Source organism: Mesorhizobium sp. L103C119B0, from assembly GCF_000502235.1.
Lineage (GTDB): Bacteria > Pseudomonadota > Alphaproteobacteria > Rhizobiales > Rhizobiaceae > Mesorhizobium.
Window position 1 is genome coordinate 17,515 of the sequence record NZ_AYXE01000027.1, and the last position, 16,734, is coordinate 34,248.

12 protein-coding genes are annotated in these 16,734 nt (G+C 63.4%); 8 read left to right on the forward strand and 4 right to left on the reverse strand.

The features are described from left to right. Window positions 1-6: 6 nt before the first annotated feature. From X728_RS138540 to X728_RS138525, 4 genes are all read right to left on the reverse strand, one after another. The gene (locus tag X728_RS138540; RefSeq protein ID WP_023833067.1) at window positions 7-1,137 is read right to left on the reverse strand and encodes a DegT/DnrJ/EryC1/StrS aminotransferase family protein; all 1,131 of its coding nucleotides are present in this window, start codon (window positions 1,135-1,137) and stop codon (window positions 7-9) included. A gap of 297 nt (window positions 1,138-1,434) precedes the next feature. Next, window positions 1,435-2,358 (reverse strand): carbohydrate kinase, encoded by a 924-nt coding sequence (locus X728_RS138535; RefSeq protein WP_023684582.1) that lies wholly within the window; start codon window positions 2,356-2,358, stop codon window positions 1,435-1,437. Beyond that, window positions 2,355-2,801, reverse strand: coding sequence for an RbsD/FucU domain-containing protein (locus X728_RS138530; RefSeq protein WP_023833068.1), 447 nt, complete (start codon window positions 2,799-2,801; stop codon window positions 2,355-2,357). Before X728_RS138530 ends, X728_RS138535 begins: the two co-directional genes overlap by 4 nt. After that, a complete protein-coding gene (locus X728_RS138525; RefSeq protein ID WP_023833069.1) occupies window positions 2,802-4,028 on the reverse strand; it encodes an ROK family transcriptional regulator in 1,227 nt (408 codons plus the stop codon). Window positions 4,029-4,253: 225 nt separating this feature from the next. On the opposite strand from X728_RS138525, the gene X728_RS138520 reads away from it, so the two are divergent. From X728_RS138520 to X728_RS138485, 8 genes are all read left to right on the forward strand, one after another. Beyond that, window positions 4,254-5,270, forward strand: coding sequence for a sugar ABC transporter substrate-binding protein (locus X728_RS138520; RefSeq protein ID WP_023670724.1), 1,017 nt, complete (start codon window positions 4,254-4,256; stop codon window positions 5,268-5,270). Between the two features lie 150 nt (window positions 5,271-5,420). Continuing rightward, window positions 5,421-6,482, forward strand: coding sequence for an ABC transporter permease (locus tag X728_RS138515; RefSeq protein ID WP_023670725.1), 1,062 nt, complete (start codon window positions 5,421-5,423; stop codon window positions 6,480-6,482). After that, window positions 6,479-7,261: an ATP-binding cassette domain-containing protein gene (locus tag X728_RS138510; protein ID WP_023670726.1), complete on the forward strand. Its 783-nt coding sequence runs from the start codon at window positions 6,479-6,481 to the stop codon at window positions 7,259-7,261. Before X728_RS138515 ends, X728_RS138510 begins: the two co-directional genes overlap by 4 nt. A gap of 140 nt (window positions 7,262-7,401) precedes the next feature. Continuing rightward, entirely contained in the window at window positions 7,402-9,864 is a 2,463-nt protein-coding gene (locus X728_RS138505; RefSeq protein ID WP_023833070.1) for a glycogen/starch/alpha-glucan phosphorylase, read from the forward strand. 71 nt (window positions 9,865-9,935) lie between these two features. Beyond that, window positions 9,936-12,149: a 1,4-alpha-glucan branching protein GlgB gene (glgB, locus tag X728_RS138500; protein WP_023833071.1), complete on the forward strand. Its 2,214-nt coding sequence runs from the start codon at window positions 9,936-9,938 to the stop codon at window positions 12,147-12,149. A gap of 83 nt (window positions 12,150-12,232) precedes the next feature. Beyond that, complete coding sequence (glgC, locus tag X728_RS138495; protein ID WP_023715696.1) at window positions 12,233-13,498, forward strand: glucose-1-phosphate adenylyltransferase; 1,266 nt, start codon at window positions 12,233-12,235, stop codon at window positions 13,496-13,498. Between the two features lie 19 nt (window positions 13,499-13,517). Further along, window positions 13,518-14,963 carry a glycogen synthase GlgA gene (gene glgA / locus X728_RS138490; protein ID WP_023692759.1) on the forward strand — a complete coding sequence of 482 codons (1,446 nt, stop codon included), beginning with the start codon at window positions 13,518-13,520 and terminating at the stop codon, window positions 14,961-14,963. Window positions 14,964-14,966: 3 nt separating this feature from the next. After that, on the forward strand, window positions 14,967-16,595 hold the full coding sequence (locus X728_RS138485) for an alpha-D-glucose phosphate-specific phosphoglucomutase (RefSeq protein WP_023833072.1): 1,629 nt from the start codon (window positions 14,967-14,969) through the stop codon (window positions 16,593-16,595). Window positions 16,596-16,734: the final 139 nt, after the last annotated feature.

Below are 16,734 nucleotides of genomic sequence, written 5' to 3' on the forward strand. Positions count from 1 at the left end.
CCGCCGCTACATGCGCCGGTTCGAGCCAATGTAGTTGCGGATCGTCTCGATGATGCGGTCCTGGTCGGCTTCGCTGAGATAGGGATGCATCGGCAGGCACAGGATGCGCTTCGGCAGTTGCTCCGAAACCGCAAGCCCGGTCGGCGTGCGCGGATAGTCGCGATAGGCGACCTGCTCGTGCAGCGGCTTCACATAATAGATCACCGAAGGGATGCCCTTTTCGCCGAGATGCGCCCTCAACCCGTCGCGCTTCGGCGTCTCGATGGCGTATTGCGCCCAGGCCGAGCGGCCACCGCCCAGATTGCGTGACGCATTGACGATGTCGCCGAGACCTTCGGCGTAGCGCTTGGCCACCACCTGGCGGGCGACCATCTCGTCTTCGAGGATGGCGAGTTTCTCGATCAGGATCGCCGCCTGGATCGTGTCGAGGCGTGAATTGATGCCGACGCGGACATTGTCATACTGCGTCTCGCCCTTACCGTGGAACGCAAACGAGCGCAGCTGGTCGGCCAGCGCGTCGTCATTGGTGAACATCGCGCCGCCATCGCCGTAGCAGCCCAGCGGCTTGGCCGGATAAAAGCTGGTCGAGCCGACATGGCCGAAGGCGCCGCACATTGTGCCGTCGGCCGAACCGCCGATCGACTGCGCCGCATCCTCGATCACCAGCAGCCCTTCGCGCTTGGCAATCGCCATGATCGCCTCGTAGTCGGCGGCAAGCCCGAACAGGTCGACGGGAATAATCGCCTTCGGCTTCAGCCGGCCTTCCTTCTTGATCATGGCGATCGCCGCCTCGAGGCTGGCGATGTCGATGTTGTAGGTCTCGGCGTCCACATCGACGAAAACCGGTTCGGCCTTGGCAAGCGCCACCACTTCCGCCGTCGCGGCAAAGGTGAAGCTCGGCACGAACACCGCGTCGCCGGGGCCGATACCGGCGGCAAACAGCGGCAACAGCAGCGCGTCGGTGCCGTTGGCGCAGGCCACGACATGCTTGGTGCCGATATACGCTGCGAGCTTGTTTTCGAATTCGGTGACTTGCGGTCCGAGGATATAGCGGCCTTCCTCGACGACATTGTCGATCGCGGCCTTCAGCCGGTCGCGGATACGTTCGCGTTGCGCGCCAAGATCGATGAACTGCATGTCGGCCTCAAAACGGTGTGGTGCGGGCTGCCCCGGGGACAATGACACGCACAGAAACAACAACTTAACCGGGCCGCTGGTACCAGAGTTGGGCCGGTCTAGAAAGCCGGACCGGCCGCGGGACGGGTTGTCTAGGTGTCGCAGCCTGTTACTTCAGGCTTTCCCTGCATTGCCGCAAGATGCCGGAAATCCGGGCTTCGCCGCCTATTAATCCGGCTGATTCAGTGCGTCTTTCCGGCTCGCGGAAACATAAAGTGATCGGCTGCTTGCAGCGGCTGGCGGCGGACTAAGCGTGGATCAGGCGATTTCGTGCCGCCAGGGCGGGTTGGCGCCGGCCCGCGACACGGTCACCGCCGCCGCTTTGGCGCCGAGCGCCAGCGCCTGACGGATGGCGTCCTCCGAAAGGCCGCCGATCCCGGCCTTGGTGAGCAGGCCTTGCTCGTGCAGCGAGGCCAGAATGCCGGCATTGAAAGTGTCGCCGGCGCCGACCGTGTCTACCACCTCCACCTTATGCGGCATCACCGTGACCTTGTGTTCCCTGCTGTAGCCGACGGCACCTTCGCTGCCGTGGGTAACGACGATCAGCTTCGGGCCGCGATCCAGCCAGTTGCGGATGACGTCCTCATGCGAGCCGGCCTCGCCGAACCAGTGCAGATCCTCATCCGATAGCTTCACGATGTCGGCCATCGCCATCATCGAGCGGATGCGCCGGAGGTGCTTGGCTTTGTCGGGGATGAAGTTCGGCCGGATGTTGGGGTCGAGCATCATGACGCGGCGTTCGTGCTCGCGTTTCATGAATTCTTCGTAGGCAGCACCCGCCGGGTCCGAAATCAGGCTGATCGCGCCAAACAGCATGGCTTCGATCTCGGCGCCCAGTTTCGGCAGATCCTCTGTCGTCAGCATGCGCCCGGCGGTGTTTTCGTCGTAGAAAGTGTAGGTCGCCTGGCCGTTGGTGAGCCGCACGAAGGCGAGCGTGGTCGGGCGAGGGGAGGTGTGCGCATAGGTGGAGCTGACCTTGCTTGCGCCGAGCGCCTCGCGGAACTGGCCGCCGAACAGATCCGACGACAGGCCGGAAAAGAAGCCGGCGGGCGCGCCGAGGCGGCCAAGCGCGATCGCCGTGTTGAACACCGCGCCGCCGACATAGGGCGCAAAGGCCGGCTCTCCCTGTGTCGTGGTGCGCGGCAGCATGTCGATCAGGGCTTCGCCGCAGCAGAGGATCATGATTTCTTGTTCTCCGGCGGATAGATCACGCCCTTGCGGATGATGATGTTGGCATAGAGCCGGGGTTCGCTGGTGGCGACGATCGCATATGCCGACCGGACGCGTGCATAGAAGTCGGCGCCCGCCAGCGCAACCACCTTGCGGCCCGGCGCGCGCCTGGTGCAGATCGCCTCGATCTCGAGGTGGACGGGATCGGCGACCGAGGGATCGCCTTTTACCGAGGCACGAAACAGCGTTTCCGGCACGAAGTCGTCCACCGGCAGCACGCTCAAAATGGCGTCAAGCACCGGTATGAGGTGAAGACCGTCGGCGCGGATCAGCCGGTTTGCCTGTTCTTCCGCCGGATAGTTGCCGTCGACAAGCGCGATCTCGTCGCCATGGCCCATGGCGCGCAATGTCGCCAGAAGCTCCGGACCGAGCAGCGACGGAATACCGATCAGCATTCAGGTGCTCCGGGAAATGGTGGTCGAACCGATGAGGAAGCGTTCGGACAGCGGCAGGCTGGCGCCGCCCAGCGCGCGGGCATGGATGCCGACGGTGCCTTCGCGCACCACCGGAAGCTTCAGCCCTTCGCCATCGATCGTACCGATCGCCCGCCTGATCGCATCGACGAGCCGGCGCCGGACAGCGAGCGGCATCCAGCCGTCGATCACCGCGGCCTCGAAATCGATCACCGATGACGCCGATACGATGGCATAGGCCAGCGCCTGAGCGGCATTGGCGATCCAGTCGTCGAGCTCGTGACCGATCTCGCCCCAATCCTCAGGCGACGTCCACAGATGCGAAGCCTCGACGCCGCGTGCGTTAAGCGCCTTTTCCAGCATGGCGATCGAGGCGACGTCGATGAGCTGCGTCGGCTTGCCGTCTGGTCCCGGCACCGGCATCGAACCCAGCGCCCCGGCATTTCCGGTTGGCCCGCCGAACAGCCGGCCGTTGAGCACGATGCCGCCGCCGGCAAAGGCGCCGATATAGAAATAGACGAAGTCGCGCGCCCCGCCGGTCTGGCCGAACACCAGTTCGGCGCCGCAGGCGGAGGTGGCGTCATTCTGCAGATAGACCGGGAATTCGCACTGCGCCTGGATGTCGGCACGGATGTCGCGATGGCGCCATTCGTCCATGATGTCGCGCGGCGCGCCGGCGGTGTCGGCCCAGTTCCACAGTTCGAACGGCATGGCGATGCCGAGCCCGGCAATGCGCTTGTCCTGCGCAGGTGTCAGTTCGGCGCGCATCGTCTTCATGCCTTCGGTGACGAACTCAACCGTCTCGCGCGGCGCCGGATAGCGGTAGGAGTGCTGCAGCATGGAACGCACAGTTCCGAGGAAATCGATCAGCACCAGTTCGGCGCTGCGGCGGCCGATCTTGAGGCCGATGAAGAAGGCGCCTTCGGGGTTCAGCGCCATCGGGATGGAGGGCTGGCCGATCTTGCCGCGCAACGGCGCCTGGCGCAGCAGCAGGCTGTCTTCCTCCAGTTCGCGCATGATGACCGAGACCGTCTGCGCTGAAAGCCCGGTCATGCGCGCAATGTCTGATTTGGCCAAGCTGCCGTGCTGGCGAACCAACGACAGCACCAGCCGCTCATTGTGGTCGCGCATGCCGCTCTGGTTGGTGCCACGGTGGAGACGGCTGGCGGCCGCCTCGGGCGAACCGTGCCTTGCAATGCCGGTCTCCACCCTTGTTCCTTCCCTTGGTTTATTCTTACTGCTTTTGCGGCAGAATGAGTGAACCGCGCAAAGCTGTCAATAATAAATAAGAGTGATTTAATTATTGACAGGCGGCTCCCGCTGGTGTCATTTGAGGGCGCGTCCACACTGGGAGAACTTCAGTGGATGCGCTCGAGATGCCGGTTGGCGGCATCCGCATGGTTCCATGGGAGGAAGATCGTGACCAAAGCTTTATTGAAGTCCACCGTGTTCGCCGCGGCGGGCCTCGGCCTGATGGCGTTTGCTTCGACAGCATCGGCCGCCGGCGTCGGCGCCTGCCTGATCACCAAGACCGACACCAACCCCTTCTTCGTCAAGATGAAGGAGGGCGCGACCGCCAAGGCCAAGGAACTTGGCGTCGACCTCAAGACCTATGCCGGCAAGATCGACGGCGACAGCGAGAGCCAGGTGGCGGCGATCGAAAGCTGCATCGCCGACGGCGCCAAGGGCATCCTGATCACCGCGTCCGACACCAAGGGCATCGTGCCGACGGTGAAGAAGGCGCGTGACGCCGGCCTGCTGGTGATCGCGCTCGATACCCCGCTGGACCCGATCGATGCCGCCGACGCGACCTTCGCGACGGACAATCTGGAAGCCGGCAAGCTGATCGGCGCCTGGGCAGCCGCGACCCTCGGCGACAAGGCCAAGGACGCCAAGATCGGCTTCCTCGACCTGACCCCCTCACAGCCGACCGTGGATGTGCTGCGCGACCAGGGCTTCATGATGGGCTTCGGCATCGACGTGAAGGATCCCAACAAGATCGGCGATGAGGACGATGCCCGCATCGTCGGCCACGACGTCACCAACGGCAATGAAGAAGGCGGCCGCAAGGCGATGGAAAACCTTCTGCAGAAGGACAACTCCATCACCGTCATCCACACCATCAACGAGCCCGCCGCTGTCGGCGCCTACCAGGCGCTCAAGGCGGTCGGTCTCGAAAGCCAGGTGCTGATCGTCTCGGTCGATGGCGGCTGCCCCGGCGTGAAGTCGGTGACCGAAGGCGTCATTGGCGCCACCTCGCAGCAATACCCGCTGCAGATGGCGGCACTCGGCATCGAGGCGATCGCCGCCTTCGCCAAGGATGGCGCCAAGCCTAAGCCGACCGAAGGCAAGAACTTCTTCGACACCGGCGTCAACCTCGTCACCGACAAGCCGGCCAATGGCGTGAAGTCGATCGACACCAAGGAAGGCCTCGCCAAGTGCTGGGGCTGATGGCTGTCTGACAGCCAGCGACAAGCTGACGGCCGGGGGCTTGATCCCCGGCCGCTTCGGGTGGACGATGCGTCACGCGAATAATCCCGGCAGCAGACCGGACAGGCGCGAGCGGGTATCGGCATGGAGCTGAAGCCCAGGGGAGGAAACATGGCTCAAGCACAGGAATTCGAGAAGGTTCTCTCGAGCAGCGACACAAGCGTTGCCGCCTTTGACGAGCACAAATCGGCCGTCAAGCGCATCCAGCATTTCCTGCACTCCACGCCGGCGGCGGTGCCGCTGATTGTGCTGGTCTTGTCGATCGTCATTTTCGGCATCGCCATTGGCGGGCGTTTCTTCTCATCCTATACGCTGACGCTGATCCTGCAGCAGATCGCCATCGTCGGCATCCTCGGTGCCGCGCAGACACTGGTCATCCTGACCGCCGGCATCGACCTGTCGATCGGCGTGATCATGGTGATTTCGGCCGTGATCATGGGCAATTGCGCGGTCAGCTACGGCATGCCGGCCGTGCTCGCAGTGCCCATCGGGCTTGCCGCCGGCGCAGCCTGCGGCCTGCTCAACGGCTTGCTGGTCGCCTACATGAAGCTGCCGCCGTTCATCGTCACGCTCGGCACCTGGAACATTGTCATGGCGACGAACTTCATCTATTCGGCCAATGAGACGATCCGCGATACCGACGTCGACGCCCAGGCGCCGCTGCTGCATCTCTTTGCCCTGAGTTTCAAGATCGGCACGGCGGTGCTGACACTGGGCGTCATCGCCACGGTCGTGCTCGTTTTGATCCTCTGGTACGTGCTCAATCACACCGCCTGGGGCCGCCATGTCTACGCCGTTGGCGATGATCAGGAGGCGGCGAAGCTGTCTGGCATCCAGACCAAGAAGGTGTTGATGACGGTCTACACCCTTGCCGGGTTGATCGCCGCTTTCGCTGCCTGGGTGTCCATCGGCCGCAACGGCTCGATCTCGCCGTCAGCCGCCGTCACCGACTACAACCTGCAGGCGATAACCGCGACGGTGATCGGCGGCATTTCACTGTTCGGCGGGCGCGGCTCAATTCTGGGCACGCTTTTCGGCGCGATGATCGTCGGCGTCGTCTCGATGGGCCTCAACATGCTGGGCGCCGATCCGCAATGGAAGGTGCTGCTCACCGGTGTGCTGATCATCGGCGCCGTGGCGATCGACCAATGGATCAGAAAGGTTTCGGCATGACCGTGGAACCCATCCTCACCGCGCGCGGCCTGATCAAGCGCTATGGCCGTGTCACCGCCCTCGACAATGCCGACTTCGACCTCTACCCCGGCGAAATCCTGGCCGTCATCGGAGACAATGGCGCCGGCAAATCATCGCTGATCAAGGCGATTTCCGGCGCCGCCGTGCCCGACGAAGGCGAGATCCGTCTTGAAGGCAAGGCTGTCGCTTTCAAATCGCCCATGGAGGCGCGCGAGGCGGGCATCGAGACGGTCTACCAAAACCTGGCTTTGTCGCCGGCCCTGTCGATCGCCGACAACATGTTCCTGGGCCGCGAGATCCGCAAACCCGGCTTCCTCGGCGACTGGCTTCGTATGCTCGACCGGCCCGCAATGGAAAAGCGCGCCCGCGACAAGCTCACCGAGCTTGGGCTGATGACCATCCAGAACATCAGCCAGGCGGTGGAAACGCTGTCGGGCGGCCAGCGCCAGGGCGTGGCGGTGGCGCGCGCCGCTGCTTTCGGCAGCCGCGTGGTGATCATGGACGAGCCGACCGCCGCACTCGGCGTCAAGGAGAGCCGCCGCGTGCTGGAACTGATCCTCGACGTCAAGAAACGAGGCCTGCCGATCGTGCTGATCTCGCACAATATGCCGCATGTCTTCGAGGTTGCCGACCGCATCCATATCCATCGGCTGGGTCGCCGCCTCTGCGTCATCGATCCCAAGCAATATACCATGTCCGACGCCGTCGCCTTCATGACGGGAGCGAAGGTTCCGCCGGAGGCTGCACTCGCTGCCTGATCCGCTCGACGGATAAATTGCCGCAGGGGAACTGGCGGCATGCTGGTCTAAATCGATTGAACGTATGTTGCGATGCACTAGGATAGGCTGGGACTGAGAGCGAAAGCCGGTATGATCGCAGCACGATCACGAGAGGCAGTATGACGCGAACAATGACAGCCAAAGCCCCCGATCTCGAAATACCCGATCCCAAGACGCTGGCCGACGAAGTCTTGCTGGCTCTCAAATACCGGGTCGGCAAAGGCACCTCCGTTGCCACGCAATATGATTGGCTGACAGCCTCGATCAAGGTCGTGCGCGACCGCATCGTCGATCACTGGATGCAGGCGACGCAGGAGGCCTACGCCCAGCAGGAAAAGCGCGTCTATTACCTGTCGCTCGAATTCCTCATCGGCCGGCTGATGCGCGATGCCTTCTCCAATCTCGGCCTGATGGACAATATGCGAGAAGCGCTCAAGTCGCTGGGCGTCGACCTCGACCTCATCGCCGGGCTCGAACCGGATGCAGCGCTCGGCAATGGCGGTCTCGGCCGGCTCGCCGCCTGCTTCATGGAAAGCATGGCGACCGTCGACATTCCCGCGCATGGCTACGGCATTCGCTACGCCAACGGCATGTTCCGCCAGGAGATCCATGACGGCTGGCAGGTCGAACTGCCCGAAACCTGGCTCGACCACGGCAACCCCTGGGAGTTCGAGCGCCGCGAACGCGCCTTCGAAGTCGGCTTCGGCGGCTCGGTGGAATCGATCACCTCCAAGGATGGCCGGCTCGAACGTCACGTCTGGAAGCCGACCGAGCATGTCCAGGCCGTCGCCTACGACACCCCGGTGGTTGGCTGGCGGGCCAACCGCGTCAACACGCTGCGGCTTTGGTCCGGCATGCCGGTCGATCCGATCCTGCTCGACAAGTTCAACGCCGGCGACCACATCGGCGCGCTGGCCGAAAGCAACAAGGCCGATGCCTTGTCGCGCGTGCTTTACCCCGCCGATTCCCACAAGGCCGGCCAGGAACTGCGGCTGCGGCAGGAATATTTCTTCTCCACCGCATCGCTGCAGGACATCGTCCAGCGCCATCTCAGCCAGTATGGCGATCTCGCCTCGCTGCCCGACAAGGCGGCGATCCATCTCAATGACACCCATCCGGCGATCGCCGTGCCAGAGCTGATGCGCCTGCTGATGGACGTCCATGGCATGGATTTCGACCAGGCCTGGGACATCACCAAGCGCACCTTCGGCTACACCAACCACACGCTGCTGCCAGAGGCGCTGGAAAGCTGGCCGGTGCCGCTGTTCGAGCGGCTTTTGCCGCGCCACATGCAGATCGTCTACGCCATCAATGCGCAGGTTTTGCTTGAGGCCCGCGCCACCAACCAGTTTTCCAATGAGCAGATCAGCCACATCTCGCTGATCCAGGAAAATGGCGACCGCCGCGTGCGCATGGGTAACCTGGCCTTTGTCGGCTCGCACTCGATCAATGGCGTGTCGGCGTTGCACACCGAACTGATGAAGGAGACGGTGTTTGCCGATCTCCACAAGCTCTATCCCGATCGCATCAACAACAAGACCAACGGCATCACGCCACGGCGCTGGCTGATCCAGTGCAATCCAGGCCTCACCGCGCTCACCCGCGCGGCGATCGGGGACCGTTTCCTCGACGACATCGACGCCATCAAGGGGCTCGAAGCCTTTGCCGGTGACTCCGCCTTCCGCGACAAGTTCGCCGCCGTCAAGCGCTCCAACAAGGTCAAGCTCGCCAAACTGGTCGCCGACCGGCTCGGCATCAAGCTCGACCCGTCGGCGCTGTTCGACATCCAGGTCAAGCGCATCCACGAATACAAGCGCCAGTTGCTCAACATCCTGGAAGCTATCGCGCTCTACGACCAGATCCGCTCGCATCCCGAGCTGGACTGGATGCCACGCGTCAAATTTTTCGGCGGCAAAGCGGCGCCCAGCTACCACAATGCCAAGCTGATCATCAAACTGGCCAACGACGTCGCCAAGGTCATCAACAGCGACCCGTCGGTGCGCGGGCTGCTGAAAGTGGTGTTCGTGCCGAACTACAATGTCAGCCTGGCCGAGGTGATGATGCCGGCCGCCGACCTGTCCGAGCAGATTTCGACTGCCGGCATGGAGGCGTCGGGCACCGGCAACATGAAGTTCGCGCTGAACGGCGCCTTGACCATCGGCACGCTCGACGGCGCCAATGTCGAGATCAAGGAATGCGTCGGCGACGACAACATCTTCATCTTCGGCCTGAGCACGGCGGAAGTCGCCGAGCGGCGCAGCAATGGCTACAACCCGCGCGCCGTGATCGAGGGCTCCCCTGAATTGGCGCAGGCTGTTGCCGCAGTATCGTCGGGCGTGTTCTCGCCCGACCAGCCGGATCGCTACCGCGAGCTGGTCGACGGTCTTTACAACAGCGACTGGTTCATGGTGGCGGCGGATTTCGACGCCTATGCCGCCGCCCAGCGCGATGTCGACGCCGTCTGGCGCAACAGCCCCGATTGGTACGCGCGCGCTATCCGCAACGTTGCCCGCGTCGGCTGGTTCTCTTCCGATCGCACGATCCGCCAATATGCGAAAGAAATCTGGAACGTGCCCGCCTGATATGATTGCATGAGGCCACGAGCAACGGGTCTTGTGCACAAGAACTGGTTCCCAGGGAGGGACACCGCCTGATGAAGAAACCGCGCGCGACCGCGACGACGAGCGGGTCGGACGGGCTGGCGTCAGCCGGCGATGTCGCCGCAATTGTTGCAGGCACGCATGGCGATCCTTTTGCAATCCTGGGCGTGCATGATGCCGGCAAGAGCCTGGTTGCCCGCTGCTTCGTCCCCAATGCCGAGTTCGTCACCGCATACACGCTGGCCGGCAAGAACGCCGGCGAACTCACGCGGCGCGACGACGCCGGTTTCTTCGAAGGCAGACTGTCGATCAAGAAGCGTCAGCCGCTGCGCTATCACGCCAAAAATGCCGGCGGCGACTGGTGGCTGACCGATCCCTATTCCTTCGGCCCGGTGCTCGGCCCGATGGACGACTACTATATCGCGCAAGGGTCGCACCTCAGGCTGTTCGACAAGCTCGGCGCCCATCTCCTCGACCATGAAGGCGCGTCGGGCGTCCATTTCGCCGTCTGGGCGCCCAATGCAAGGCGCGTCTCCGTGGTCGGCGACTTCAACGAATGGGACGGCCGCCGCCATACGATGCGCGACCGCCGCGACACCGGCATCTGGGAGCTGTTCATTCCCGATATCGGCGCCGGCCACCCCTACAAATACGAGATCATTGCCCCCGACGGCGTGCGCCTGCCGCTCAAGGCCGATCCGTTCGCCTTCAAGTCTGAACTGCGCCCGGCCACAGCCTCAGTGACGGCGGTGCCGCCGGCGCATGAATGGGGGGACGAAGCGCATCGCGCTTACTGGCGAAAGGCCGATCCGCGGCGGGAAGCCATATCGATCTACGAGGTCCATGCCGGTTCGTGGCAGCAGCACGATGATGGCAGCTTCCTGTCATGGGACGAACTCGCCAACCAGCTTATCCCCTATGCTGTCGAGACCGGCTTCACCCACATCGAGTTCCTGCCGATCTCCGAACATCCCTATGACCCGTCATGGGGTTATCAGACAACCGGACTTTATGCCCCCTCGGCGCGCTTCGGCGACCCCGACGGCTTCGCCCGTTTCGTCGACGGTGCGCACCGCGCCGGCGTCGGCGTCATCCTCGACTGGGTGCCGGCGCATTTCCCGGTCGACGCGCATGGCCTCGCCAATTTCGACGGCACCGCACTCTACGAGCATGCCGATCCGCGCAAGGGTTTTCATCCCGACTGGAACACCGCGATCTACAATTTCGGCCGCCGCGAGGTGGTGTCGTTCCTCGTCAACAACGCGCTGTTCTGGGCCGAGAAATACCATGTCGACGGTTTGCGCGTCGATGCGGTGGCCTCGATGCTCTACCTCGATTATTCGCGCAAGGCCGGCGAATGGATCCCCAACGAGAAGGGCGGCCGCGAAAACCTCGAAGCGGTGTCCTTCCTGCAGAAGATGAACAAGGAGGTCTACGGCCACCATCCCGGCGTGATGACCATCGCCGAGGAATCGACCTCATGGCCGAAGGTCTCGGCGCCGGTGCATGAAGGCGGGCTGGGCTTCGGCTTCAAATGGAACATGGGCTTTATGCACGACACGCTGGAGTATTTCGCCAAGGAGCCGATCTTCCGCAAACATCACCACAACGACCTGACCTTCGGCCTGACCTACGCCTTTTCCGAGAATTTCGTGCTGCCGCTGTCCCATGACGAGGTCGTGCACGGCAAGGGCACGCTGCTCGGCAAGATGGCCGGCGACGACTGGCAGAAGTTCGCGACTTTGCGCGCCTTCTATGCCTTCATGTGGGGCTATCCCGGCAAGAAGCTGTTGTTCATGGGCCAGGAATTCGCCCAGCGCCGCGAGTGGAGCGAGGCGCGCGCGCTCGACTGGAACCTGCTCGACTTCCACCCGCATCGCGGCGTCTGGCAGACGGTGCGCGACCTCAACTATCTCTACCGCTCGCGCCCGGCGCTGCATGCGCGCGACTGCGAACCGGACGGCTTTTCCTGGCTGATCGTCGACGACAAGGAAAACTCGGTCTTCGCCTGGCTGCGCAGCGCGCCCGGCGGCAACCCGATCGCCGTCATTTCCAACTTCACACCGGTGCCGCGCGACAATTATCGCGTGCCATTGCCCAAGGTCGGCAAATGGCGCGAAATCATCAACACCGACGCTTCGGACTATGGTGGTTCGGGCAAGGGCAATGGCGGTGTGGTCGAAGCCAGGGCTGAAGGAGGAGGCATTTCGGCAACGATGCTTTTGCCGCCGCTGTCGACGATCATGCTTGAACTCGTTGCGGACTAGGTCCGTCAACTCGTTTCGGATTAGGTCCGTCGACTCGTTGCGGACCGGGCGATGCTCCAGACTGGTAATTTGGGAGGGTAAAAATGGCAGACTTGAAGAGAACCCAGCCGCTGGCGCGCGATGCCATGGCCTATGTGCTGGCCGGCGGCCGCGGCAGCCGGCTCAAGGAATTGACCGACCGCCGCGCCAAGCCGGCTGTCTATTTCGGCGGCAAGACGCGCATCATCGATTTCGCGCTGTCCAATGCGCTGAATTCCGGCATTCGTCGCCTCGGTGTCGCCACCCAGTACAAGGCGCATTCGCTGATCCGCCACCTGCAGCGCGGCTGGAACTTCCTGCGCCCGGAGCGAAACGAAAGCTTCGACATCCTGCCGGCCTCGCAGCGTGTCTCGGAAACCCAGTGGTATGAAGGCACCGCCGACGCCGTCTACCAGAACATCGACATCATCGAGGCCTATGGCCCTGAATATATGGTGATCCTAGCCGGCGACCATATCTACAAGATGGACTACGAGCTGATGCTGCGCCAGCACGTCGACGCCAATGCCGACGTCACTGTTGGTTGCCTCGAAGTGCCGCGCTTGGAAGCGACCGGCTTCGGTGTCATGCATGTCGACGGCAAGGACAACATCATCGCGTTCGTCGAAAAGCCCGCCGACCCGCCCGGCATTCCCGACAAGCCGGAATTCGCGCTGGCTTCGATGGGCATCTATGTCTTCAAGACCAAGTTCCTGATGGAGCAGCTGCGCCGCGATGCCGCCGAGCCGGGTTCAAGCCGCGACTTCGGCAAGGACATCATCCCCTACATCGTACAGCACGGTAAGGCGATCGCGCATCGCTTCGCCAAATCCTGCGTGCGCTCGACGGCCGAGAACGAGGCCTATTGGCGCGATGTCGGCACCGTCGACGCCTACTGGGAAGCCAATATCGACCTGACCGATATTACTCCCGAACTCGACCTCTACGACCGCGACTGGCCGATCTGGACCTATGCCGAATTGAAGCCGCCGGCAAAGTTCGTGCATGACGAGGATGGCCGGCGCGGTTCGGCCGTCTCCTCGCTGGTCTCAGGCGATTGCATCGTCTCGGGTGCTTCGCTGAAGCGCAGCTTGATCTTCACCGGGGCGCGCATCAACTCCTATTCGACGCTGGAAGAGGTCGTCATGCTGCCCGACGTTCATGTCGGCCGGAACGCAAAGTTGAAGCGCGTCGTCATCGACCACGGTGTAAGGATACCGGAAGGGCTGGTGGTTGGCGAAGACCCTGTTCTCGACGCCAAGCGTTTCCGGGTTTCGGAAAAGGGCATCTGCCTGGTCACGCAGGACATGATCGACAAGCTGAAGCTGTAAGACGGGGTACCATAAACGCATGCAGGTTCTGTCGGTCACGCCCGAGATATTCCCGCTGATCAAGACCGGCGGACTTGCCGACGTGACCGGCGCATTGCCGATCGCGCTGGCCGCCAAGGGCGTGACCATGCGCACGCTCATCCCCGGCTTTCCCCAGGTGATGGACGCCTTCAAGAAAAAGAAGGCTGTCTACCAATACCCGCTGCTGCAGGGCGGCAAGGCTTCGGTCCATGCCGTCAAGATCGCCGGGCTCGACCTGTTCGTGCTCGACGCGCCGCATCTCTACGACCGTCCCGGCGGCCCTTACGGCAACGCGGCCGGCGCCGATTGGCCCGACAATTGGCGGCGTTTTGCTGCGCTGAGCCAGGTCGGTGGCGATATCGCCGGCGGCGCCATTTCCGGCTACCAGCCGGATCTCGTCCACGCCCATGACTGGCAGTCGGCGATGACGCTGGCCTATATGCGCTACGGCAAGGCGGTCGGCGTGCCGTCGCTGATCACGGTTCACAACCTTGCCTTCCAGGGTCAGTTCGGCGCCGGCATTTTTGGCGAGCTCGGCTTGCCGGCCGCGGCGATGGCGCTTGACGGCGTCGAATATTATGGCGGCGTCGGCTTCCTCAAGGCCGGCCTGCAGGCGGCCTGGGCGATCACCACGGTGAGCCCCACCTATGCCCAGGAAATCCGCTCGCCGGAATTCGGCATGGGCCTCGACGGCCTGATCAACATGCGCTCTTCCGACCTCTACGGCATCGTCAACGGCATCGACACCGACATCTGGAACCCGGAGACCGACAAGCATCTGGTGTCGGCCTACTCCGCCGCGACGCTCAAGGCTCGGCTTCCCAACCGGGCGGTTGTCGAGGACCGCTTCAGCCTCGAGCGCGATGACAGTCCGATCGTCTGCGTCGTCAGCCGGCTGACCTGGCAGAAGGGCATGGACATACTGGCGGCTGTGGTCGACGGCGTCGTCGCCACCGGCGCGCGGCTGGCGATCCTCGGCTCAGGCGACGCCGGCCTGGAAGGCGCGCTGCTGGCTGCCACCGCCCGCCATCGCGGCCGTGTCGGCGTCGTCGTCGGCTATGACGAGGGGCTTTCCCACACCATGCAGGGCGGCTGCGACGCCATCGTCATCCCGTCGCGCTTCGAGCCTTGCGGGCTGACCCAGCTTTACGGCCTACGCTATGGCTGCGTGCCGGTCGTCGCCCGCACCGGCGGCCTTGCCGACACCATCATCGACGCCAATGAAGCAGCGATCTCGGCCGGTGTCGCCACCGGCTTCCAGTTCGCGCCCAATAGTGGCGGCGCCATGCTGCACGCCATCCGCCGGCTGGTCGATGCGCATTCGAGCCCGGCCGTCTGGGAACAGATCCAGCGCCAGGGCATGAAGGCCGATGTCTCCTGGGACAAGAGCGCCGACAAATACGTTGAACTCTACCGCCTGCTGCTTTCGAAAAGGGTTGCCTGAAGCATGATCCGGACCGTCGCCACCAAACCCTATCTCGACCAGAAACCCGGCACGTCCGGCCTGCGCAAGAAGGTGCCTGTCTTTCAGCAGGAGCACTATGCCGAGAACTTCATCCAGTCGATCTTCGACGCGCTGGAGGGCTTTGAGGGCAAGACGCTGGTGATCGGCGGCGACGGCCGCTTCTACAACCGCGAGGTCATCCAGAAGGCCATCGCCATGGCGGTGGCCAACGGCTTCGGCAAGGTGATGGTCGGGCAGGGCGGCATATTGTCGACGCCGGCGGCGTCGCATGTCATCCGCAAATACAAGACCTTCGGCGGCATCATCCTGTCGGCCAGTCACAATCCGGGCGGCCCGCACGAGGATTTCGGCATCAAGTACAATGCCGGCAATGGCGGCCCGGCGCCGGAAAAGCTGACCGACGCGATCTTCGAAAAGACCAAGACGATTTCGAGCTTCAAGACCGTTGACATCGACCAGATCGACATCGACAAGATCGGCACGGTGACCGCCGGCGGCATGGCGGTCGAGATTATCGACCCGGTCACCGACTATGCCGAATTGATGGAGAGCCTGTTCGACTTCGACGCCATCCGCGCCAATTTCAAATACGGCTTCCGCATGCGCTTCGACGCCATGCATGCGGTCACCGGCCCGTATGCCAAGGAAATCCTCGAGCGCCGGCTCGGCGCGGAGAATGGCACCTGCCGCAACTACAAGCCGCTGCCGGATTTTGGCGGCCATCACCCGGATCCGAACCTGGTCCACGCCAAGCATCTCTATGACGAGATGATGGGACCGGATGCGCCCGATTTCGGCGCCGCTTCCGACGGCGACGGTGACCGCAATCTCATCATCGGCAAGGGTATTTTCGTCACCCCGTCGGATTCGGTGGCCATGCTTGCCGCCAATGCGCAATTGGCGCCGGGCTACAAGGACGGCCTCAAAGGCATCGCCCGCTCGATGCCGACCAGCGGCGCTGCCGACCGCGTCGCCGAACAGCTCGGCATCGGCATCTACGAGACGCCGACCGGTTGGAAGTTCTTCGGCAATCTGCTCGATGCCGGCATGGCAACGATCTGCGGCGAGGAAAGCGCCGGCACCGGCTCGAACCATGTCCGTGAAAAGGACGGGCTGTGGGCGGTGCTGTTGTGGCTGAACATCCTGGCCGTGCGCGGCGAAAGCTGCAAGGACGTCGTCACCGAACATTGGGCGACCTACGGCCGCAATTACTATTCACGTCATGACTATGAGGAGGTCGAAACCGAGCGCGCCAACGCCCTGGTCGACGAGTTGCGCGCCAAGCTCGCTTCGCTGCCCGGCACCAGCGTGCGCGGACTGAAGATCGCCAATGCCGACGACTTCGCCTATCACGATCCCGTCGACGGTTCGGTGAGCAAGAACCAGGGCATCCGCATCCTGTTCGAAGGCGGCTCGCGTGTCGTGTTTCGTTTGTCCGGCACCGGCACGTCGGGTGCTACGCTGCGCGTCTACATCGAGCGCTACGAGCCGGACAGAGCGCGGCATGATCTCGACACGCAAGAGGCGCTCGCTGACCTGATCGCGGCTGCCGATGATATCGCCGGGATCAAGAGCCACACCGGGCGCAACAAGCCGAGCGTGATTACTTGAGGGTGGTGACGTCTTTACCCTCCCCCTTGTGGGGAGGGTCGATCCGCGCAGCGGATCGGGTTGGGGGTGCTCGTAAAGCGCTTTCCCCGCGCCGACCCCCACCCCGCTCACTTCGTTCGCGACCCTCCCCACAAGGGGG